This window comes from Leptothoe sp. LEGE 181152, assembly GCF_032906605.1.
GTDB classification, from domain to species: Bacteria; Cyanobacteriota; Cyanobacteriia; order Phormidesmidales; family Phormidesmidaceae; genus Leptothoe; species Leptothoe turfae.
Genome location: NZ_JASATU010000032.1, coordinates 67,116 through 90,688, shown reverse-complemented (window position 1 = coordinate 90,688; position 23,573 = coordinate 67,116). Strand labels below are relative to the sequence as shown.

Below are 23,573 nucleotides of genomic sequence, written 5' to 3'. Positions count from 1 at the left end.
TTCAAATACCATAAATCAAAAACTGGTATAAGGGCTATGCGCTGATCGATGGCAAGGGCCTGGGCTTACTAATACCGTAACCCTGAGCATAATCTATGTTCAGAGTGCGCAGTCTTTCTAAAATGGCATCGTTTTCAGCAAACTCAGCAATAGTTTTCATGCCCATCATGATGGCCACCTGATTGACCATATCTACAATTGTTCGAATGTACTCTTCTTCATCAATGTTCCGAATTAAATCCCCATCAATTTTGAGGTAATCAACGGGTAATCGTCGTAAATAGCCAAAAGAAGAAACACCACTGCCAAAATCGTCTAAAGCAAAGCGGATACCAAGCTTTTTCAAGGTGTTGATAAATTTAAGTGCTTGATCGAGCTGAGAGATAGTTGTTGTCTCAGTTATTTCAAAGCATAGTCGTTCTGCTGGCATAGCAGACTGTTGCAACAACTGTGTCACAAACTCAGTAAATCTCTCGTCACTCAAACTACTACCTGAGAGATTGATAGCTACTATTGTGTTTGCTTCAGGATAGTAGTGGTGGTAGTTTGTTAGCACAGTTTTCACTACCCAGCGGTCTATAAGACCTATCATTCCATAGCGTTCTGCCATGGGGATAAACAGATTTGGCTGAACAATATTCCCGTTCTCGTCAGTCAATCGCAACAAAATTTCAACATGTTGATATGAGTCATTGAGCAGTGAAATGATCGGTTGTTCCATCAGGTAAAACCGGTTTTCTTCAATTGCTTGAGGGATATTAGCGATATGGACTAATTCAAGATGTTGTCGATCAAGTTCTGTATCATTTTGGTCGGCTAAATAAACGCGACCTCGCCCTAGATCCTTGGCTTTATAACAGGCCAAATCAGCTCTGCTAAGTAGGTCAATCACATTAGAGGCATCACCTAATATGGGCACTAGTCCAATACTTACCCCCACCTGAAATTGGCGGCCACGCCATACAAATTGATAGTCCTTAATTTTGTCGACGAGATGCTGAGATAGTTTTTGGCCTTGCTCTATAGAGCAACCTTCCAGCAATAAGCCAAACTCATCACCACCAAGTCGCCCTAAACTATCAGAGCTACGAATATTTTGTTGCAGCAGCTGTGCAAGTTCTGTCAATAGCTGGTCACCGATGAGGTGACCAGCTGTATCATTAACGATCTTAAACTGATCTAAATCCAGATAGCCCAATACTGATTGAATCCCACGGTCACGTACGCGCTGAATAGCTTGCCTGAGTCGGGTGTCAAACTCGTTACGATTAATTAAACCCGTCAACGGGTCATAGGCAGCTTGATAGGCAATTGTCTGGGTGAGATTGTACTCTTCTGTAATTTCCCGTTGTAAACCTCGATACCCCTGAAAGACATGATGCTCATCAAATAAAGGATGGGCGTTGAGTTTAAAGATGCGTAGCGTTGTGTTGGAAGTGTGTAATCGTAGAGTGAAATTTTCCAGAGGTTGGTGCTGAAGTAATCGCTCGTTCAGTTGCTCCCAGTTGGCCTCCAAATTAGAAATAGTTTTTAGGGCTTGACCCAAGGCTTGACCTTCTAATCCTTCACATTGCAGATAGTGAAAGTTCCCAGACAAATAGGAGATTTTTAGATCTTTATCTAACTCCCAAAATAAATCAGCTCCCAATGTCGCCAGATCTTGGTATCGTTTCTCATTTTCTTGTAAAAGATAGGTATGTTGATTGTGACAGCGATATATGACAATCAGCAATGCGCCAATCCAAAGACTTTCTAAGCATAGGCAAACGATCAGCCACATGATTGCTGAAGTAAATCTAGTATCTTGCTTTGCTAACTGTGCCCAAAAATATGTATTTCCTATTTTCACGCCTTTCTGTTCAAAAGATAACCCTGTCTTGGTCTGTAGCTCGGCTTGTAATAAAGTTGGGCCATATTTAGGGATGATGTCTCTGGTGAGTTGGTTAGCAGGTGTTGTACTGGAGGTGATTAGCCATAAAGCACAAGCGTTTGCTCCAATCCAGGGAATCTTTAGGGCATGCCATGGAATAACAGGAGGATTAATCACGGTTTTGAGCAGATAATAGCTATAAGCTGGCAATAATGTTGACTATTGCTGCCAATGAAGAGTCGATAAGTAACCGGTTACTCCCTATTGATATCAACTATCACCCACGGTGTGCATGTGCTGAATATCGTATATGTTGCCTTGGCCTTCAAGAATCGATGGTTGAACTCGGGTTCAACATACCCAAGCCGTGGCGGAATGTATAACTTAGGTATTGCTGAACCTCGGGATGGTTTCAGCTGTTAGATCTAAGCTGTTAGGGAGTTTTACGGATCGATGTGTCCTTTCAGCAACGGTAACTGACGTATACCCAGATGACAGTATGCCCCTTGCGTATGAGTCAGTTACCGTTGCCCATGGGTGTGGCTCTTGCTTAAGTTTCACGGATAGAGGCTGCCTGGGCTAAAAGCGATTCAGCAAATGCAATGCCTTCCTGATGGGAGCGACCCCCAGCTAACTGGGCAAGCTCTTCTCGACGGGCATCTTCATCTAAGCCAGTGACCCTAACAACTGTTCGCTCATCGGTCTTCTTTTTGCCGTTTGTGACGACTTGTTTGTCAACATGAAAATGGGCATCAGCCATAGCTGCAACTAAGGGTTGATGAGTAACACAGAGCACTTGGCGATTCTGACTTAACTGATAAAGCTTTTCTGCAATTGTCTGAGCAACACGTCCTGAAACACCTACGTCAATTTCATCAAATATGAGGGTGCCAATCGGATCTACTTTGGTAAAACAGGCTTTGAAAGCTAGTAAAAAACGGCTCATTTCTCCACCAGAAGCAGTTTCTGTCAGTGGTTGTAAGGGCTCGCCGGGGTTGGGACTAAACAGAAATTCAACCACATCGGCTCCATGGGTTTGTGGGGATTCCAGGGGGCTCAAATCGGCTTTGAACTTGACCCGCTCCATAGCTAAGGGTTTGAGTTCCTCAACCAGCTGTGATTCCAATCGTTTTGCCGCTTTCTTGCGAAGTTTGGTGAGCTTTGCACATTCAGCTTCTAATGTGGTTTGGGCTTGTTCATTCGCTGCTTCTAACGCTTCAATGGTTTGCCCGTCACCATTGAGCGCATCTAGAGCCACTTGAATTTCTTGGTAATACTCAATTAACTCGGGTAAATCACGCCCATATTTCCGACATAGCTGCTTGAGATAACTCATGCGTTCTTCAACCTCAGCTAAACGAGTTGGGTCTGTCTCTAAATTTTCACCATAGGTATTGATTTGACGACCTGCTTCTTCTGCTTGGGCCAGGGCATCGCTGACGAGATCCAGTATGGGTGTGACGTCTTCATCAAAGCGCTGCATGGAGCTGAGTAGCTGTTCTACTCGTCCTAGTAAGTCAGAGCAGCTGTCAAAGCTACCGTCACTTTCATAGAGCACTTGGTAAGCCTCGTAGCTTTGTTTTTGTAGCTCGACGCTATGGCTCAGGCGTTGATGCTCTTGCTTTAAGCGATCTAGTTCATCTGGTTCTTGCAAGTTAGCTCCGCTCAGGTCTTGGGCGTGATATTCAAATAAATCTAGCTGCTGCTGCCGTTGTTGTTCAGCGCGATGACGACGGTCTAGAGCCTGTTGTGCATTGCTGGCGGCTGTGTAAGCTTGGGCCACTACCTGGCGTTGTTGTAATTGTGGATTACCGCCAAAGCCATCTAGCCAATTGCGCTGAGCATCTACAGACCCGAGCTGGACTGTTTGCCCTTGAGCGGTAATTTCTACTAATAAGCGCCGCAGCTCTTCTAGTTGATTCTTTTTGACGACAACGTCATTGAGGCGACTACGACTACGGACGCTGCCTCTGCCTGTAGTGAGTTCGCGGGTACATCGTAAGCCATCGCCGTTGAACGGGATATCGTTGGCTGTGAGCCAGTCGGCTACGGCAGGAGGTGCATGGAAAGTAGCTTCGATTACGGCTTTTTTCGAGCCGGTACGCACTAACCGCCCACTGGCTTTTCCTCCCAGGACTGTATCAATGGCATCGAGAATAATAGATTTACCGGCTCCTGTTTCTCCGGTCAGTACATTGAGGCCAGGCTGTAGCGATAATTCAAGCTGATCGATCAGGGTAAAATTATCGATTTTTAAGGAGGTTAGCATGGCCATTGCCTCCTGGATGCAAGTGTTAATAAAGAGATGTGACGACTAAACCAGATCACAGTGTGGGACAGCCAAATAACGGCACTGCTCGGTCGGCGAGCTAATCAATTTTACTGTGGATTTTTTACTGTGAAAATCATCGGTGAAGTGCCAGTTGCTGCCGACATATAAAATCCTTACGCTTTTTTAGGCGACAATTATGGCACTGAAGATCGCTAAGGACATTTTGATGCAGCTTGAAGGAAAGTAGTGGGTAGGAACTTCGGTTTCTTCGACTGTCGCTTTCCTGCCGAGCAAATTATGCTGATATTGACGGTAGGGGATGAGGAACGACGGGGGGACTTGTTACAATAGTTAACAAGTATGCCAGGCTTGGTGTTAGTTTCATTGAGCCAAATGATATATCGCTAAGTCGCGATCGCACTTATTTAAAAGCTTATAGATAATAGAGATATAACCTATGCGTGCTGCGTCAATGTCCTCTAGCCTGAATGATCCTATGGTGTCGCCAGTACGATCTTTAGATGAGCTGCTCACTTATGATCCGGTGGCGATTGAACGTTACTATCGCTCTCGACCATTCCAAATTATTCTGCGATTGCTAGAGCTCGTTTGGACATTTCTTGGATTGGGTCTTGCCGCTCTTTGGGATAAGCAAACTGGCGGTCAAGCTAAGAATGACGTTAAACGTGCTGTCCAGCTTAGGGAAGCGTTGACTAAGCTAGGGCCTGCCTACATCAAAATTGGCCAGGCCCTATCCACACGGCCTGATTTGGTGCCTCCTGCTTTTATGGAGGAACTAGTCAAGTTACAAGATCAGATTCCTCCTTTTTCAAACGAAATTGCCTTTCGTCTGATTCGAGAAGATCTGGGCCAGGACCCATCCATTATCTATGGTGAGATCTCACCAAATCCAGTCGCTGCGGCTTCCCTGGGACAAGTCTATAAAGGTAAATTGCAAACGGGTGAATATGTGGCCATTAAGGTGCAGCGGCCAGGGCTGACTGCCCAAATTACCCGTGATATTTACCTGTTACGACGATTAGCACAGTGGGCGTGTAATAACTTGAGTGTGGTGCGCAGTGACTTAGTCAGCATCATGGATGAGTTTGGCACCCGCATCTTTGAGGAGATGGACTATAACCATGAAGGAGAAAATGCCCAGCTGTTTGAGGCCCTCTATGGCTATATGCCTGACATCATTGTGCCGAAGATTTACACTGAGCTGACGGCTCGTCGGGTGCTGACCATGGAGTGGATTAATGGCACTAAACTGACCGAACCCCAGGCACTTGAATCTAAGGGACTAAAGGCGACTGAAATTGTTGAAATTGGAGTGCAATGTTCCCTCAGGCAGCTGTTGGAACATGGGTTTTTCCATGCTGATCCTCACCCTGGCAATTTACTCGTAACCGACAATGGCAAATTGGCCTATCTCGACTTTGGCATGATGTGTACCGTAGAGGATTATCAGCGCTACGGTTTGATTGAAGCGATTGTTCATATGGTAAATCGTGATTTTGATGGTTTAGCTCACGATTACGTCAAATTAGAATTTCTTACGCCTGAAACTGACTTAAATCCTATTATTCCGGCATTGGCCACTGTTTTTAACAATGCTTTAGGTGCTTCAGTGGCAGAGCTTAACCTCAAAAGCATCACGGATGAGTTTTCAGCCCTGATGTATGAATATCCATTTCGGGTGCCTGCCTATTACGCCCTGATTATTCGTTCCCTTGTCACCCTGGATGGTATCGCTATTAGCGTTGATCCTAACTTTAAGGTGCTGAGTAAGGCCTATCCCTATGTGGCTAAGCGGTTGCTGACTGATCCCTCTCCAGAATTACGTCGATCCCTGCAAGAGCTTTTGTTTAAGGATGGTGATTTCCGTTGGAACCGTCTGGAAAATCTTTTGCGCAATGCTCGTTCGAGTCAGGACTACGACTTGGAAAAGGTTTTACAGCAAACCATTGACTATTTGTTCTCAGAGCGTGGCGATCACATTCGTGACTATCTTGCGGATGAGTTGGCTAAAAGTCTTGATCAGTTTGGCCATAGCTTAGTCCAACGTCTGCAAATCGCAGTCAAGAGTGAGCCTACTAAACCCACTGTTGCTGTCGGTCCATCTTCCAAAGATTGGGAGCATATTAGCCGTATCGTAGGTCTTTTGGGAGAAACTAAGGGGGTGAGTGGTGGCACTGTCGTCAAACTAGTGCCTCAAGTCCTTTCTAAACCAGAGACTCGTCAGATGGGGCAGCGCGTGGCTCGAAATCTAGCACAGCGTGCGGCTGCTAGGCTACTTCGCGGTATTTTTCTGCAAACGACGACTCAACCGCAGTCGGTTTCTGTCAGTGCGCCTCTTTTATCCGCCCAAAAGTCGGCATAAAATTTGGCGTATTAGGTAAAGCTAAGGCCTGATTCGAGTCAGCATGCAACAGCGACGGCTCCCCTATTGTGTTGATTGAGTTTCGTTCTGTCGCTCTATAGCGACTGCACCTCTACTGTGTTGATTGAGTTTCGTTCTGTCGCTCGATTTCTTCCTGTTCCAGCCTGAGTTTTTTTTCTAATGCTTGAATTTCGTCGCGTCGAGCAGCAGTCTCTAAAGCTCGACGACGAATTTCCTGGCTCTGCAACGTTAGAGACTGACGCCACTGTTCGGCCCGCTCAACTTCTTGATGGAAAAACTGTGGGGTCACCCCCTGGGTCAAAAATTGAGACACTAAATCTAAAATCCAGTCCGTTGCTTCCTGGATATCAACCACTTGATTTGACGCATCTAGCTCCACTAAAACTAGGGTGCCTTCATTAAAAGTTACAGGTAGAGTAGATACGACTTCTTGATCACCGATAGATAATTCCCAAAGATAGTCTTCAAGCTGACGCGCCAGAAATTGTAAGACAGGCGCGCCCTCAGACGTGGTGTGGCAAACTTTGGCCAAGTGCTGCATGGTTGGATAAGCAAACGGCTAAAACCTAGTATACCCTTACCCCCTACGCCGTTTATCTGCTCTGTCGGGGAGGTTCGTCAAGATTTCGTACCTGTCTCGTATAAAGGGACACAAAATTGAACTTATGGGGTCTTCAGATTACCATTGAGCGAGTCATAATTCGATGAATAATTTTATTCGGCTACTGCTCTCAGCCTCAGCTCAAAATAAGGGTGGGTTTTATCAAGGACCGCGTTCGGATTACTTAAATATGATTTAAATTCCGTCAAAAAAGTCTTTGCGTTCCGGATACTTTTTGCTATGCCCAACGTCTGATATCTCAAGTGCAATAGTTAAGACGCTGTTTACAAATGTAGATCGTCTGGTTTCAAATACCTTCCTTTCGCCTTGGGTAAAGACGAGGGTCTTTGGAACAGACGCTACGCTTATATCTCTTAGGGGATTTGCTTTCAGAGTTTAGGGTTACTAATTAAGTAGAGTCCAAATTATGTCCTTTCATCATGCTCAGCCTCATAAAAGTGGCTCGTCTGGTAATTGTGAACCTTTGGATGGTTCACAAAAGCATGCCGGTGGCGAACATCGTGAGTTTTCTGCGGTTGATGCCTCTGACCAAAGGACGTCTAATCGTGACAGTTATGACGAAGAAGCTCGTTTTGAACTTCTCAGTGCCTATCTAGATGACGAAGTCACTGCTGAAGAGCGGAAGCTTGTAGCTCAGTGGCTGATGGACGATCCCAATACCCAGCAAATGTATCAAAGGTTGTTGATGTTGCGTCAGGCAATTCGAACAGCGCCGGTACCATCCCAACCATCCTTGCAAGTGCCTAACTCATCACAACAGGCGTGGGGAGCTTGGTCCCTATGGCCAATGCGTCGAATGTTGGTCTGTGCCATTGCGATCGCACTGTTTAGCAGTCTTAGTCAGTTGGGCACTGCTTGCGGACGTCAGCAATTACAAGAGGCCTGGCAATTTATTAAGACCTTACCCCAGGGGACCTTATGGGAAATTGCTGCAACTGTGACTGAGCTATCTTCTAATCCTGATAAGTAAGTGTGAGCATACGTCATGAGAAACTGTCTGGAGTTAGCCAGTAAAAACTTACTTGTCCAATTCTCGGCAAATCCCAAATACTGAAGTAAAACCGTGGAGAAACGTTGTATTTCCAACGGGACCAATTTCGCCACTACAAAAAAAACCTCCCAGCGGCACTGGTCCCAGCTGGCTACTAAACTGTTTTGTGTCACAGTTAGGCGTATCAAATAGACTGGTACCTCGTCCATTGCAGGCAAACAGCAATGCGCCCGACGGAGCAGATCGTGCTTGATTTTCCAATCGGTAGGTTTTCAGCAGTGCTACCAAGTCGTCTTTAGCCGTGTGAGCATCTCGCAGATGGAACTGAATTCTCTGACCTGGACGAATTCGATCGGCAATGGCAATGGCACCCACTTTTGGGTCTACTCCCACCAGGTTGCGAATAAGAAAATCACCCTGTCCTAAGGCTTGTTTAAAGCTACTTTGCGCAAGACCAATAAATAATGATTCTTGAGCCAGTTGTCGATCAGTTTCATCTAAATCCTGGAACAATTCCTGGAGTGCTTCCAAGGGCGTTTGGGTATCAGCTTCATTTTGGGAGGCTTGAGCTGCTACTTTCGTCACGACATTGCGGTCCCCTTCGACTACGCGAAAGGTGGGACCTATGGGACGGCATCCCTGGGCGACAATGGCATCAATGACGATGTTGCCCGACAGGGCTACCCCCACGACGCCTTGGCGATAGAGCTGTTGCCCGCAGAAGAGTCCACAGCTACGGCTAATACTTTCGATGCCTGCGAGTCCTCCCACCTTGACTGATTCTGGATAGGCAAAATCTAACCCTTGTAGAAGGTCATTCATTCCTGATGCAAAGGGATCGGCCATCAATAAAAAGTGAGGTTTCTCTGCCGGTGACACGCCAATGATTTCAGTCCATTCGCTAGGAGGACTATCTAAATCAGGGAGTTCATCAATTGACAAATGAAATCCCTGGATGTTGACATCGGGAAGATAGGCAACGGTTAGACTGATTCCTGCGGTTTCTTCGACTTCAACTAACTCACCTGTATTACTTCTGCCAATCACTCCGCCGCCACTGCAGCCAACGATGTGGGCACCACCTAGAGGACCTTTGAGTAAAGGCAATACACGGGAATATTCACTAGCAAAGGCTGATGAAATAAAGATAATGGCTAAGTTAGGTGCCATTTCTAGCTGGGTTAATACCCGCTCAATCACCTCCCGCAGTGCTAATTCCAGTGAAGGATGGGTAGAGACGGCACTAGCCCATTTCATAGCGTTTGGTGGCGATGATGGCAAACTCAATACTCTCAAAAATAAATCAAGATGTTAATAGTCTAGCTTCCAGCCTATTGCCGTTAAGTTAAATTCCAGAGGGGAGCAACGACTCTATTGATGCCTTCATCCGATGGACTTAGACTGTCTTGGCTACAAGATTCTACATAATGTGGCTATAAAGCTAGGCTTTACAAGCTAACCTTACCCAGGTGTTAGGTATATCTGCGGCTTTAAAGCATACCTTGCTGCTGGAGCAGTTCCATTAATTGCAAAATGCTTCTTTAGATACAACGAGTTTGAAAAAACCGAAGCTAACATAGAAGGGTAAACCACCTCCATGCAATGCTGTTCTCAGTGGGGAACTCTAAGCAGGCCACTGGCAACTGCTATAAGCACACTTTCAAATCAAATACTTCGTTGAAAGTAAAGGTAGATAATTAAAAGCTATGAGCGATATTCAAGAAAAGATCTCTGAAGAAATCAAAGCAGCTCGAGATGTCTGCACCACTGACGGTAGCGGTTCTGATGCATGTGCAGCTGCTTGGGATGCTGTGGAAGAACTTCAAGCTGAAGCCTCTCACCAGCGTGAATCTGAGAAGCCAAAGACCAATTTTGAAACCTACTGCGATGAAAACCCTGAGGCAGATGAGTGCCGCATATATGAGGACTAAGCACAGGCTGTGATTCTTGTAAGACTGATAATTTAATGCCGTAGAGCTGAATGATTAGTCTGATTGGGTACATTAGGCCGAGCTCCCATAAAAGGAGCTCGGCCTTAATAGTGCTAGAAGAGGGGGATGGCTCTCTATTCTCGCGGCCCAACGGTGTTAACCTAGAGAGCGTTTTGATAGCACGCCATAATTTCTATGCCGAGTTCTGAACTCCTACAGTCATTGGTTTGGATGGACTATCGCCTGGCCGTAATATTCACGGTTTTATTCCCCTTACTCCTTTTAGTATGGGGACTCATTGGCCGAGCGGAAGTGATTCAGCAGCTGTTAGTGATCTATTGGAAAGTCTCTAGCCTGCTGGCAATTACCGTTTATCTGATGATTGCAGGGTTACCCTTCAGCTTTTTGACTGCTGTCATGGCGAGGGTCATGATGCCCGTATCTTTGTGGTTCTGGGCCGATCTCAATGAAGAACTTCGAGAGCAACCCTTCTCTGGGTTAAAACTTGTGTTTACATCTTGGCGCTGGGCGCTAACGTTCTACTGCGGTTTAGGTTTGCTTTTCCAGCTACCCTTTTTGCGGTGTAGTTTTTCTCGTGTTGCTTTTGCCGCTGAAAGTTGCCAAGTTTGGTTGGAGGCTCCCAAGTTATTTAGGCAATCCTTTCATACTGGCTTTACCCCTGGATTCCTGGGATTCTGGGCAATTTTAGCGTTAGTCATTTACCTGCTAACCCTGAGCTACTTTATTTTTGTAAAGTTAGGACGTCAAGGACGGTCAGCACTCAACCAGTAGATCATGGCTATTTCAATTGAGAAACAACTTGAGCAATATACGTTGCAAAACCTCCAAGAGGTTTTATTGGTGACTGTTGAGATCGATGGAGAAATAGATGAAATTCTTGTCTTTCGAGGCTTTTCTAGCTCTCTGATGCGACCAACTGCCGCAGACCCAGATGTGCCAGTGTTACCTGATGATGCTGTCATTACTACGATTGACCGGTTGGCGAGTCCCTATCAACCTGACTGTCCAAATTATCTAGAACGGCAGATTAGTTGGGCAGACTTTTCCCAACGTTTAAACTCCTAACTAATCCTTCAGGTCACACGCGTTACGTTCAAGACCTGTCACAATAGATACAAGCTGCGGTATCCTAGGTCGTCCCCAATGTAATCCTGTGTGGGACTGGCTGTTTTGCTAGCTTTACATCGCGATTTTTCCTGGTTATGTATCAAACGCAAGATTTACACGTAGTTGAGACTCGACCACTGATCAGTCCCGCTCTGCTCCATGCGGAGCTGCCTTTAACTCAATCGGCTGCGGCTCTGGTCGCCCAAACTCGCGATCGCATCCGCAATATTCTCTACAACGAAGATCGTCGCCTACTTGTCATTGTGGGGCCTTGCTCTGTGCATGATGTAGATGCTGCCCATGATTATGGCCGCCGGTTAGTGAAACTACGGGAAGCTCTAGCAGGTCAGCTTGAAATTGTGATGCGAGTCTACTTTGAAAAGCCTCGCACCAACATTGGTTGGAAAGGGCTGATCAATGACCCCCACTTGGATGGCAGCTATGACATCAACCAGGGGTTGCGCCTGGCCCGTCAGTTGTTGATTGATCTTGCGGAGATGGGGTTGCCAGCGGCAACCGAGCTATTAGATCCAATCACGCCTCAATATATTGCTGATGTCATTTCTTGGACAGCCATTGGCGCTCGTACTACCGAAAGCCAAACCCATCGCGAAATGGCGTCGGGGTTATCCATGCCCATTGGTTTTAAAAACAATACTGATGGTAGTTTGCAGGCTGCGACCAACGCCATGATGGCAGCCAGTCGCGCTCACCATTTTCTGGGGATCAACCACAGCGGCCTTGCCAGCATCGTAGCAACCACAGGTAATCCCGATGGTCATTTGGTGTTACGGGGTGGCAAGAATGGACCTAATTATGACGAGCAAAATGTTCAACAGGCTGTGCAGCAGCTCTCCAAAGCAGGCCTCAATCCCCGCTTGATGGTGGACTGTAGTCATGCCAATGCTAACAAGCAACACCAACAGCAGTCTGTGGTTCTCGAAAGTTTAGCAGACCAGCTCAAAACCGGTTCTCGCCATATTCTTGGGGTAATGATAGAAAGCCACATTAAAGCTGGCCGTCAATCAATTCCTGAAAATTTAGATGACCTCGTCTATGGTCAAAGCATTACTGATGCCTGTGTTGATTTTGAAACAACCCAAGTCATGCTAGAACAGCTTGCTGCCGCTGTTGAACCGCATCTCTCAGCTGCGTCCCTTTAAAAAAGAGGCACATTGACGTTAATACTTGCACCGTAAATAATGTCATCAAAGTCGACATTCGACAGAGAAGAGCGACCAAATCGAAATCCAGTGAATAAGCTCAATCGAGTTGTACTTGATAGGTCGTGGCTAAACTGAGCCAGGATCTGATGATAGGTATCGTGGCGCTCTATTTCTGTGTAGTCATCGAGAAACAGCTGATATAAGAAGCTTACGCGAGTTTGAGGATCAAAACCGTAGTTGATAGAGCCAGTGGCGATCTGAGTGAAGCGACTGAATGCTTTTGGATCGCTAATGCTCAAACGAGCCTGATAGTAAGTGTCTAACCAGGTGCGGTTATTGAGAATGTCACGCCGACTAAGCAGCAACTCGACATAGTTGGCCTGAAAAAATGAGTCGCTACCAGGGGTGCTGAGATCCTGATAACGCCAATTCAGCTGTCCATAGCTGCTTTGCCCTAAACGCTGACGAATGCCTGCTTGAAACTGTAATTCGTTGTAATCGACGATCGATAGGTCTTCATAGCGAGCTAGATTGGCTTCGGCGCTGAGCAACAAATTAGTGCCGTCTGCAATGCGTGGAAATGCGAAAACACCGATTCCTGTTTGATAAATGCGATCGTCAATGGGGTTGGGAGTGCGGAAGAGGTTGTTGCCTCCGTAGACGTTAGCTCGACCTGTTAGAAAGACGGTTGTTTGCCGTGTAGGTTCTGGCTCTACTTCCAGGGGCACATCTTCAGTGGGGCGAATGCGCAGGATCCCTAGCTCACTATCAATGCCAATGGGTTGCGATCGCACCCGTAAAATACCTAGCTCATCATCAATTGCTCCGTTTCTTTCATCTTCATCTTCGTCAGTTTGTGATTCATCTTCAGTGCCGAGTTCTTCATCCTCTGCAATCTCCAGGCTGACGCTACCAATATTGCGATCGTTGTCGCTATCCTCAAAAGATATTTCGGAAGACTGCTCTAATAGCTTTGACGGAAAGCTAACACCCGTAACATTCTTCCTGGCGGTCAAGAATTGCTTATGCTCTAGATAGGTGAATGGCTCTGTTAAAGGCACAGGTGTACCCGTTGTTTCAAGTAGCTCTGTAGCTGCTGGTCGCCTATCAATGACTCTTTTTAATGGAAGTGACGACTGAGCATCCGCTTGATGGCTCAGTCCTCCCCAACTTCCTAGGCACACTGCCAAAAACTGTATGCTCGCCAATGGCCCAGAAAACAGCCTCATCATCAACTAATTTTCCATCAATACTAATTAACCTATCTGTATATCTAATTAATTTTCCCAACATGAAAGACTGAGCTGAGTCTTGATATCCCCAGAAAAGCGCAGCATTTGTAACTATAGTTCACAAGAACTACCACTATGGATTGATGTCGTCTGTCTAAATACTTAAAGCATTCTTCCCAGACTCAAAAAAATACCGAACAATCAGGATAAAGACCAGGTAAATTACAAAATTTGGGTAGCAATTTAAAGAAAGTATGAATACACTATGGCCATGATGCTGGAAAGTTAGGTACTATTACTAATGGAGCAGAGGAAAAGCTTCTGCCCGGTGTATTTGCCCAGTACTTCTGCCCATTAGCCCTTGCTTCACTATGTGCAAAGTTTCTGCTCGCTGGTATTCGCTTTTACTGGGTGCTGCTCTAATTTTTGGGCTGCCAAGCGCCGCTTTAGCTCAGTCCACTCTTACTTGGGCTAAGGTTGAGAGATTGCGTAACCGGGTACACCTTATTCCTAATAATCGTAATGCCCGACGTGCAAGAGTTGCGGACGTTATGGGTGTGGGTGATGCTCTTCGTACAGCTGCATCATCGCGAGCTGAGCTAAGTTTCAACGATGGTTCTCTGGCGCGGGTTGGCGAGCAAGCTACCTTTCGATTCACTCCCAATACCCGTAATTTTCAGTTGTCTAATGGGACTGTCCTATTGTTGATTCCGCCCGGTCGTGGTCGCACCACTATACAAACGCCCAATGCAGTTACCGGGATTCAGGGCTCTGCTTTATTTGTTCGTGTGCGTTGTCTAGCAGAACTGTCATCTGAAGGCCACTGTCCATCTCCTGTAACTTTAGTTGGAGCTCTAACTAACAATCCTGCTGGTCCCATGGTTGCTTACAGTGGAAGCGGCTTTCAACAGCAGCCTATTTATGCAGGAGAAGTGGTGGTCATTGAGGGTGATGTCATCACCCAGCGGCACCAATTTGATTTAAAAACTTTTTACGAGACAAGTGGGTTAGTAGAGGGGTTGCAACTTGATAGTTCTACTCCTCCTGCCAATTTGCCTTTGGAGCTTCAGGAAGTCTGGCAAGAGATTCAGGATGCTCTAGAACTTCAAGGAGATTTTGATAATCAGGGTTTAGTGGAAGAAATAGTTGAGAACCCTGGTTTTATTGCGCCAGTCGTCAATGCTTTTCATGATGAGCTAAATGAAACCGCAGGAGACGATTTTTTTGTTGATTTCCCACCGTTCGCATCTTCACCTGCTGCTGCCTTCCACGGCACAAGTGGGCAAGTTGCAACTTCTCAATCAGAGGATCCTGCTACGGTGACGGTCACTGAGGTGCCAAGAGAAGTTGACACAACTGTAACTAGTGCCATTGTAAGAGAGGCCTTCAATAATACAAATAGGGGTATCTCATCGGGGGGGCCTACTGTAGGTGTGTCATCTCCTGCGACTCCGGAGGTGCCAACAACGGTAACGCCAACGCAACCCGAAGTGCCCACAATTGTCTCAACACCGACACAGCCTGAGGTACCTTCTACTCCAACGGTACCAACGACGCCAACGCAACCCGAAGTGCCCACAATTGTCTCAACACCGACACAGCCTGAGGTGCCCTCAACTCCGATTTCCAAGCCTACGCCTGAAATTCCGACTACGCCAGTGGTCACTAATCCGCCAGAAGTCGTAACACCTGATTTAGAACCTGATCGGGTACCTGTGGATTCTGAAGAATTTAACTGGCAACAACCCTCTGGTGCTAACGATCCTGACGTCTTGCAGGGGCCCAATTTTTCAATTGATGGCTCAACTGTCAATTGATATTGTTAGTTTGCAATATTTTTTCGCCATTGCTGATGGATGGGGATGAATCGTACTGACAAAATCGCTATTTCAGCATTCTTAAGAAAAAGCCTTTAATTTTGAGTATTAATTACTTAATAATGTGCTTGAGTGGAATGGAGCGGCGTAATTCTGTGTGGCTATAAAATTAACCAACATCTAACTCATCCTGCTTATCCAGCACCGTAGTTGCATTGGGTAGCTTATAGTTTTGGTTCCAATCGGTTGGCAAAATGACCGTAGATAGCTTAGCTTCTTCGTCATCTTCAGGAAGACTTTGAGCAGGAATTTCTTTCTCAGGGGCTGCTTCTGATAAAAACTCTAGCTTTAATTTTCGGATATCCTTAAGAACAGCTTGAGCTGTTGCGTATCTTTGGTTAAAGTCATATCGCACCATCTTATCGATAACGTTAGCCAGACCAGGATCTAAGCCTGGGACTTTATCGGTCCAGATAATTTCTCCGTGAGAATCGCGCTGAAGTGCATGGGGGGGTAACCCTGTGAGGGCCTCTATCGTTGTTACTCCCAGAGCATAGAGATCGCTACTAAAATTTGGTAAACCAGCCGATTGTTCGCTGGGCATATAGCCTTGAGTACCAATGCCAACAGTTGAAGTGATGCGAGCATTGGTATCCGTGAGACGATTAGAAATTTGTTTGACAGCGCCAAAATCGATTAGAACATACCGCTGATCGTTATTGCGAGAGATGATATTGGATGGTTTGATGTCACGATGAATAACGCCCTGGGCATGGACTGTTTGAATGACTGGCAATAAATCCAGTAAAAACTGGGCGGCTGAGCGCTGTGACATTGGCCGCTGTGGATTGAGCTTATCTTTGAGTAATGTCCCTTCAATCATTTCTTGAACTAGATAGAAGGAATAATTAGATTCAAAATACGCTAACAGGCGTGGGATTTGATCGTGTTCACCTAACCTTTCTAAGGTGGTAGCTTCTGATGCAAACAAACGTTGGGCTAGTTGGTGAGCTCTGGGATTATCACTAACAATTTTTAGTTGTTTGACGACGCAGATAGGATTGCCAGGACGCTGCATATCTTTTGCAAGATATGTGTCGCCAAATCCACCTGAACCCAAAATCTTACTGATGCGATAACGTTCGCTTAAGAGAGTGCCAATTATCTCACTCTCATGGGCCGCCAGCAAATCTTTAAAGTCATCTTGTTGACTAATAATTTCTTGAACAATAGGGGACGTTACATAACGTGCCAAGGTGCTACGTAATGTCTTTTTCTGTAGCTGCTCACTAAAGAAGCCAATGGCAAAGTCAGCCATGGCAAATCCCAATACACTTAAAATTGGCATGGCAATGGGAACAAAAATGCCTCCTGTCGTAAAGACAACAAAACTTACGAGTCCCCAAGCCAAGCCCGATGCAGTAGCTCCCACCAGTCGGCGAAATGGTGTTCGAGATGAGATTCTACCAATGACTATGGCCATTCCTCCTAACCAGCCAGCCACAATTAAAGCACTGGGTAGGGGGCTTTGCACCAGAGAATATAGTGCCAGGTCATCTCTGAGCGTTGCAACAGTGTTGGCTAAGATTTCCACCCCAGCCATAGGCGTAGAATGTAACCAACTTTTAGAAAAAGGAGCTGCATGAAAGTCTTGATGTAGTGAAGCTGTAGAGCCTACGAGAACAATTTTGTCCTCAAAAAAACGACCATTATCCAACTGAGATTTCCACAGCTCGTCATCTAACAGATACCAAAAAGGAATATGTTGGAAGGTTTTTGCCGGACCATGAAAGAAAATGTGATCGCCACTACTGTTGGTATAGTCAACTTGAGATGCCTTTAAGGTAGCTTCGGCAAAGCTTAAAACTGAAGGGTCTGAGCTACTTTCTAGAACTAAATCTTCACCTAAGAGTTCTGCTTCGACGACCTGAAGTGTTTTAAGAAATTCACGGCTGAGACGATGAATCTTGCCGTTAGGTTCCAAGATAAAGTTAATTGCACCAACTTGAACTGGCATTTCTCGAAAGTCTGGCAAGGGTAACGTTGGTTGTAGTAATGAGCCTTGCCGCAGATCGATATCACCATACTCTGCAGCCAACACTACCTGTGACCCCTTATCAGCTAGAACTTCAGCAAAGGCTTTGTCATCTTCAGGACCATAGCTGCTGGGTAATGCGAAGACAATATCTAAAGCAATAGATTTTGCGCCAGCGTTTAAAATTTTGTCTATTGCTGAAGCATAGGTCGCCCGTGGCCACGGCCATGAACCTATGGCTGCTAATTCTGGATATGCTTCAGGCTGATCTAAAAAATGTTGCCCTTGGGATAAAGATTCTTCATCTATAGCTAAGATAATGATGTCATCTGGGGCTGCGATCTCACCTCGTAATTCCCACATCAATGCCTGCCCCTGATGCTCTAATGAACGAACAAATCCAGGACTTAGCCCAGTCACTAGTGCAGTTGTCCCAATCAATAGGCCATTTATGCAAGCACGCCATCGCTGTGCAAAATTGATGGTAGGTATAAATTGACGCAGACGATCCTGAGATGTCAGCGTAGCTGTGATATCTGCCCCATCTTGTTTCATTCGTATAAATGTGGGTATTTAGACACGGTACAAATCAAAGCAGTAGATGATGCAACCTGAATGAAACTAGGGACTACCTTTAGAGGTAGTTCAATCTGAATAATTTCAGTATTTATAAATCATGGTGTATAAAATTACATAAACTGTGGGATAGTATTACGGTCATCGAACAATCTAGAACCATAATAGCTTGAAGCTATTGCTAGTAGTCTATTCTGACTGAGAGTACTAGCGATTTTTCTTGTACTGACGTGAATGTTTTAAAGGGTAGGTCTGTGTCACTAGTAGGATTTGCTGAAAGTTAGAGGAATTCTTGGTTGCCCCGCATGATAGTCAAATCTGCCTTATAGTAGTAACTTGACCCTTTAAAACGAGGTTAAAGATTTAGCTCAAGCCATGACTTATCTAAGTATTAGAGCGTTTTTAGATGATTGTCATTGTTTGCCGTAAATAGTTCCATACAGCGATGATTATTTATGTGCTGAAATTGCGCATTCTAATTGAAAAGGTATGGATATAAAGCTCTATGAATTTTTATAAGTGTTCTACATATGAGGCAAGTAAAAAACGTCTAGTCAATTAAAGTTGCATCAATCAAGTCCATCTACAGTTTTGATTATTTATATATCGTCACCTTCAAGCTCTACATAAGTTGGTTTTAATTACCTACTATTGGGCTATATTCTGTATCTTTCCTGACGTTAAGGCTTACGTACAGATCACGGACAGTTGAGTCCAACCGTATAGTTGCTTTTCTATATTTGTTTCTGGACTATTACTAAGTGGTTGAGCCGACTATTTACCTTCGGTTATAGCTATTTAGTTTCCAGTTATTGTTATTGTTTTTACTTCTATGCATACGCAACCGTTAAGTCGACTTTCTATATTTGTAGATGGCAATAATATGTTTTATGCCCAGCAGAAGAATGGCTGGTTTTTTGACCCTAAGCGCGTCCTTGAGTACTTTACCCATGAAACAGTTCCGTCTACGTTAATCAATGCTTTTTGGTATACAGGTCTCAAAGATCCTCAAGACCAGCGTGGCTTTCGTGATGCCCTCATTAGTCTTGGCTACACGGTGCGTACAAAAATCTTGAAAGAATATTATGACGATAATTCTGGGCGTTATTCCCAAAAAGCTAATCTAGATATTGAAATCGTCGTTGACATGTTCAATACAGCGGCTCAATATGATCGAGTTGTTTTGTTCAGTGGCGATGGTGATTTTGAGCGGGCGATTGAATTGCTGCGCTCTAAAAATACTCACATTACGGTAGTGTCGACTGAAGGTATGATTGCTCGAGAATTACGTAATGCAACCGATCGCTACATTGATCTAAATTCAGTCAGACGCTACATCGAGAAGGATTAGGTGCTAATTCCCTCGTCCATGGGGAGCGTTCAAGTTTTCTAAGTCTGGTCCTAGGGGGATGATGCCCCCTGGGTTTAGAGGAAATAGATTGCCGAAGTAGTCTCGTTTAATGGCGTTGATATCGCATGTGGCAGCGATGTCAGGAAGTTGGTAAATATCCCGTACATAACCGCTGAGATGTTCATACTCGGCGATACGATGGCGATTGCATTTAAATAGACAATAGTAGGCAATATCAAAGCGAATTAAGGTAGTGAACAAGCGCACGTCAGCTAGCGTTAACTGATGACCGCAGAGATAGCGCTGATGGGCTAGAGTTTGGTCAATAGTATCTAAGGTATCAAATAATTCATTGCAGGCACTTGCATAAGCGGTTTGGGTTTGCGCAAAGCCGCAACGATAAACTCCATTATTGACTGTGTTGTAAATGCGAGTATTCCATTGGTCAATGTCTGTTTTGAGCTTGTCAGGATATAAATCGAGGTCAGGCTGGGTTGACCAAGCGTTAAAAGCACTATTCAAGATTTCAATAATCTCGGCACTTTCGTTATTAACAAGGGTGCTTGTATGGCTATCCCATAGGGCTGGTACGGTAGCACGTCCCTGATAACCTGCCTTAACTTTGGCGTAAAACTGTGGCAGGGTGCGGCAGCCTAAAGAGTCTGTTTGGCTGGGCTGTTCAAATATCCAACAGCCTTCATTACCGGAGGGAGAGACCACTGTAATCGGAATAGCGGTTTCTAACCCTTTAAGGGCGCGAACAATTAGAGTTCGATGGGCCCAAGGACACCCCATACCCACAATGAGGCGATAACGTTGTGCTTCAGGTGGAAAGTGTTCAGATGGAATGCGATCGCAAAACTCACTTTTAGGTCGCTGATAGGCTCCTCCTTGATCGCTCGGGGCCATTTGGGACATCATAGTGCGCCAAAGTGTGGTCCAGATCGTTTTGGCAGTACGGATCAACAGGCTGGGGGGGAGAGCCATGGGAAGAAGAGAGTCTACAGAAGGTGAGTAGGTGCAGGTGAGCACCACCCACCCTATTTATAGCTCGGTGTTTAATCGAGTTGTTTCGACCAGGCTTGCAAAATCGGAATGCTGGCAATCTGATCCCGTTGAATTGTATCCCAATCTAGACCCTGGGGCTTAGGATAATGATTCTCGGTCGTGAAACACTGCGTAGGCGTCACAATCAAATCAAGGCTCCAATCATGGGCTTGCATCGGCAGGTCTGCGGCATTGACCAGCTGTAAATCATGGACGGTGGTGGCAATGGGGGTTTCCTCTGAAATGAGTTGGCACTGCCGCAGCATGGCTAATTCCAAATCGGCAAATCCTGCGCCTTTACCTGTACGGCCGCCGTTCATGGCTACAGCTACACAGCCTACTACCACCAAATCAATGGGCTGCATTTCGACAAAGGACACTAATTGCCCATGGGCCATGGCTCCTCCCATAGAAGCCGCTGCCTTCAGGGGAACTCCTTTTGCTGCAAGGGCAGCTGCTGTGAGTTCAACAAAACACTTTTTGCGAGATAGTCGAGGGACTGCCATATAAAGGATTTTGCCATCAGCTAATGCCCTGAGTCTGACAGCTGTATGGGGAGAGTCAGGATTGCATTTAATCACATGAGCCTGCTGCCATAGGTCCGTGTTGGCCAGATTGTCAGCGGCAATGCCAGCTCCAATAAAGTTGGGAATGTGACCTACCGGATCGCGACGAGTCGCCTTGTGAATTTTGAGTGTGGCCCAGATGTGTTGCCGCAGTGTATCTTTGCCGGTGTGGCGACCGGACCAAGTTGAGGTAGACATGGCAACGGGAGGAGAGGAGAAAGACAATAAAAGTTGACGTGCTGATACCTGATTCAACATTAAGCTTATTCAACATTAAGTCAGGCTTCAACTCTGAATGTGGCTCAGCAATGGCTGAAGTTTCTAGAACGTTTCGTTTCCTGTAGAGGGCCTGGCGTGAGCAATTCCCTGCAACCTACAACTTCAAACTCGTTCACGCCTTACTAAATGTTTTCTAAATCTTTTGGATAACTGGGATAGCTTGACTCTAATGTGGATGAATCTACTGGGGATTCCCGATGGCGAAGAAAGCAAAGAAGAAAAAGAAACAGACCGTACTCAGCCGTGGTTTTGGCAGTCAATCATTAACAACCGAATTAGCCCATGTAGAGGCTTTACTTCGTCGAGAACAGTGGCTAGAAGCTCATTCTCTTCTTATCCGTCTGAAAGCTTCACATCCTAATAATTTGGATATATTAGCCTATTTGTTAGAGGTGCATTACGAGTTAGGGCATCTGCTACAGTACCAGGCCACCTGCGAAGACTTTTTAGCCATTAAGCCCAACGATGCACGGGTCAATTTTTTGCTGGGTTATGCTTATGTTCTCAATTACTACCCGCTATTGGGGATAAAGCAATATCGATATGCCATTGAGCGTTGGCCTGATCATCCAGGTAGCGTCGAGGGTAAAGAACATTTAGCCATGATTGAACCCAATTTATCAGAGGTTTTAGACTCTATGGGGCTAAAAAATCCCGATGACTGGGAAGTGGGTCTACTTTACGAGCAAGCTCGGGCATATACGGAAACAGGACAAGCGGCCAAAGCGATTACATCGGCAACGTCTCTGATTGAAAAACGCACTGATTTTTTGGCTGGGTACAACATTTTGGCGTTAGCCTACCTGGCTAATGATCAGTATGAGGATGCGATCGCAACGCTACAATCTCAATTAAAACAACACCCAGACAGCATTCTTTTACGAGCTAATCTAATCAGATTTCTCTCCTTGCGGGGAAACTTTACCGAAGCTGAAACCCATAAGTCCCAACTGTTGGCTAATTCCAGCACCGATCTGGATGATCTGACCCGTAAAGCCGAGGCTTTAGCCTATCTAGATGATATGGCGGCCATCGTAGATTTATTAGCGACCGTTCCCCCAGATTTAGAAAAAGACAATCGACCCTTGGTCTCAGGTCTATTTCACCATTTGGCAGCCGTGGCGCTTGTCTGTCAAGGGGATGTCAAAGCTGCTAGAAAACAGTGGAACCTGGCACTAGAACTATATCCAGACTTAGCGGTAGCTAAGGAAAACTTGGATGACCTTGATATGACATCTACCTTTAAGGAGGGGCCTTGGCCGTTTGAACTCAACAGTTGGGTAGAGAATGGGGCCTATCAAGACCTGCGTCAGGTGGCCATTGCCATGACTCCGGAGCGTACGCCCCAGCCCGCTCTAATAGCGACCGTTGAGACGCTATTAACAGATTATCCATTTATTAGTGAGCTAGTGCCAGTCTGGCTTAAGCGAGGGAGTCCAAGGGCACGGATGTTAGCCATGATCATTGCCAAGAGTTGCCCCAATGAAGCCCATGTTGCAGCTGTTAATGAATTTGTTGCTGGCACTGACGGTAGTGAGTCCCAGAGATATCACATGGCATCCTATTTTGCACAACGGCACCAGCTGACAGTACCAAAAATCTGGCTCTATGGTGAATGGCACAGAAATCCGCTACTGGCGACTTATGAGATTGTGCCTGATCCGGTTGTTCTCCAGTCACCTGAGGCCGAGCAATTATTGCATAAGGCGTTGAAGAAGATCGCGCTGGAGTCTGCTAAGGCAGCAGAAACGGCTGAGGTGTATTTGAAACAAGCCTTAGAAATAGAGCCTAACAATCCTGTATTACTCAATAATCTGGCACTAGCCTATTCTCATCAAGAACGGTTAATCGAGTCGCGTCAGGTGACTCAGCAGATTGTTGATGAGTATCCTGAGGATATTGATAGTCGCGTTGCGATCGCACAAATCTATCTTGAAGAAACAAACTTGGATGCAGCTGAAGCGGTTTTGAATGAAGTGCTGCGATGCTCTTGTTTGACCGAAGATGCGCTAGTTAGCCTGCTGCTAACCCGAAGTCGTTTACTGATGTTGCAAGGAAAAGAAGACATGGCTCGTCTTTGGTTCCAAGAAGTGTTGCCCATGGTGAAAGAGCATCCACTGCTACGCCAGTTGGGGTTTGGGGCACGCAAATGATATGGGTAGTTGTTTTTCTCTCAAACACCTCTATCTATCTCTTTGAGATAGATGCCACAATGGATACACCATTTTTAACAAGGTCTATTTGAGAGAAAAACAACTGCTCGTTTGAGGCAAAATAACAACAATT

Annotated in this window: 17 protein-coding genes; 9 read left to right on the top strand and 8 right to left on the bottom strand. The window is 45.7% G+C overall.

All coding sequences use genetic code 11. The features are described 5' to 3' along the window. Positions 1-34: 34 nt before the first annotated feature. Complete coding sequence (locus QGP82_RS17570; protein WP_163662649.1) at positions 35-2,047, bottom strand: EAL domain-containing protein; 2,013 nt, start codon at positions 2,045-2,047, stop codon at positions 35-37. 373 nt (positions 2,048-2,420) lie between these two features. Then, positions 2,421-4,139, bottom strand: a complete 1,719-nt coding sequence (gene recN / locus QGP82_RS17565) for a DNA repair protein RecN (protein WP_163662646.1) — start codon at positions 4,137-4,139, stop codon at positions 2,421-2,423. Positions 4,140-4,599: 460 nt separating this feature from the next. Here recN and QGP82_RS17560 point away from each other — a divergent pair, with 460 nt between their 5' ends. Next, positions 4,600-6,525, top strand: a complete 1,926-nt coding sequence (locus QGP82_RS17560; protein ID WP_499060511.1) for an ABC1 kinase family protein — start codon at positions 4,600-4,602, stop codon at positions 6,523-6,525. A 112-nt stretch (positions 6,526-6,637) separates the two neighbouring features. Here the strand turns inward: QGP82_RS17560 and QGP82_RS17555 are convergent, their stop codons facing one another. Beyond that, positions 6,638-7,087, bottom strand: coding sequence for an HmpF-related protein (locus QGP82_RS17555; protein ID WP_006516339.1), 450 nt, complete (start codon positions 7,085-7,087; stop codon positions 6,638-6,640). A 487-nt stretch (positions 7,088-7,574) separates the two neighbouring features. Between QGP82_RS17555 and QGP82_RS17550 the strand changes: the two genes are divergently transcribed. Then, positions 7,575-8,138: a hypothetical protein gene (locus QGP82_RS17550; protein ID WP_163697570.1), complete on the top strand. Its 564-nt coding sequence runs from the start codon at positions 7,575-7,577 to the stop codon at positions 8,136-8,138. A 48-nt stretch (positions 8,139-8,186) separates the two neighbouring features. Here QGP82_RS17550 and QGP82_RS17545 read toward each other — a convergent pair whose 3' ends face one another. Next, positions 8,187-9,416, bottom strand: coding sequence for an FIST signal transduction protein (locus tag QGP82_RS17545; protein WP_163697571.1), 1,230 nt, complete (start codon positions 9,414-9,416; stop codon positions 8,187-8,189). Between the two features lie 449 nt (positions 9,417-9,865). Here QGP82_RS17545 and QGP82_RS17540 point away from each other — a divergent pair, with 449 nt between their 5' ends. From QGP82_RS17540 to QGP82_RS17525, 4 genes are all read left to right on the top strand, one after another. Further along, positions 9,866-10,090 (top strand): Calvin cycle protein CP12, encoded by a 225-nt coding sequence (locus QGP82_RS17540; RefSeq protein ID WP_006516336.1) that lies wholly within the window; start codon positions 9,866-9,868, stop codon positions 10,088-10,090. 195 nt (positions 10,091-10,285) lie between these two features. After that, positions 10,286-10,882: a DUF3177 family protein gene (locus QGP82_RS17535; RefSeq protein WP_163697573.1), complete on the top strand. Its 597-nt coding sequence runs from the start codon at positions 10,286-10,288 to the stop codon at positions 10,880-10,882. A gap of 3 nt (positions 10,883-10,885) precedes the next feature. Continuing rightward, a complete protein-coding gene (locus QGP82_RS17530) occupies positions 10,886-11,176 on the top strand; it encodes a DUF7734 family protein (RefSeq protein WP_006516334.1) in 291 nt (96 codons plus the stop codon). Between the two features lie 137 nt (positions 11,177-11,313). Beyond that, positions 11,314-12,381 (top strand): 3-deoxy-7-phosphoheptulonate synthase, encoded by a 1,068-nt coding sequence (locus tag QGP82_RS17525; RefSeq protein WP_499060507.1) that lies wholly within the window; start codon positions 11,314-11,316, stop codon positions 12,379-12,381. On the opposite strand, the gene QGP82_RS17520 is transcribed toward QGP82_RS17525, so the two are convergent. Continuing rightward, positions 12,378-13,616, bottom strand: coding sequence for a hypothetical protein (locus QGP82_RS17520; RefSeq protein ID WP_163662628.1), 1,239 nt, complete (start codon positions 13,614-13,616; stop codon positions 12,378-12,380). The two genes, QGP82_RS17525 and QGP82_RS17520, sit on opposite strands and share 4 nt — an antisense overlap. A gap of 371 nt (positions 13,617-13,987) precedes the next feature. On the opposite strand from QGP82_RS17520, the gene QGP82_RS17515 reads away from it, so the two are divergent. Next, entirely contained in the window at positions 13,988-15,433 is a 1,446-nt protein-coding gene (locus tag QGP82_RS17515; RefSeq protein WP_499060505.1) for a FecR domain-containing protein, read from the top strand. Between the two features lie 169 nt (positions 15,434-15,602). Here QGP82_RS17515 and QGP82_RS17510 read toward each other — a convergent pair whose 3' ends face one another. Then, positions 15,603-18,023 (bottom strand): CHASE2 domain-containing protein, encoded by a 2,421-nt coding sequence (locus tag QGP82_RS17510; RefSeq protein WP_163662623.1) that lies wholly within the window; start codon positions 18,021-18,023, stop codon positions 15,603-15,605. A gap of 853 nt (positions 18,024-18,876) precedes the next feature. Between QGP82_RS17510 and QGP82_RS17505 the strand changes: the two genes are divergently transcribed. Beyond that, positions 18,877-19,395: a LabA-like NYN domain-containing protein gene (locus QGP82_RS17505; protein WP_006516329.1), complete on the top strand. Its 519-nt coding sequence runs from the start codon at positions 18,877-18,879 to the stop codon at positions 19,393-19,395. A gap of 3 nt (positions 19,396-19,398) precedes the next feature. Here the strand turns inward: QGP82_RS17505 and QGP82_RS17500 are convergent, their stop codons facing one another. Together QGP82_RS17500 and QGP82_RS17495 are read right to left on the bottom strand one after the other, a co-directional pair. Next, positions 19,399-20,382 carry a glutathione S-transferase family protein gene (locus QGP82_RS17500; RefSeq protein ID WP_163697578.1) on the bottom strand — a complete coding sequence of 328 codons (984 nt, stop codon included), beginning with the start codon at positions 20,380-20,382 and terminating at the stop codon, positions 19,399-19,401. Between the two features lie 71 nt (positions 20,383-20,453). Further along, entirely contained in the window at positions 20,454-21,206 is a 753-nt protein-coding gene (locus tag QGP82_RS17495) for a 5-formyltetrahydrofolate cyclo-ligase (RefSeq protein WP_163662618.1), read from the bottom strand. Between the two features lie 278 nt (positions 21,207-21,484). On the opposite strand from QGP82_RS17495, the gene QGP82_RS17490 reads away from it, so the two are divergent. Continuing rightward, on the top strand, positions 21,485-23,440 hold the full coding sequence (locus QGP82_RS17490) for a tetratricopeptide repeat protein (protein ID WP_163697580.1): 1,956 nt from the start codon (positions 21,485-21,487) through the stop codon (positions 23,438-23,440). Positions 23,441-23,573 lie beyond the last annotated feature (133 nt).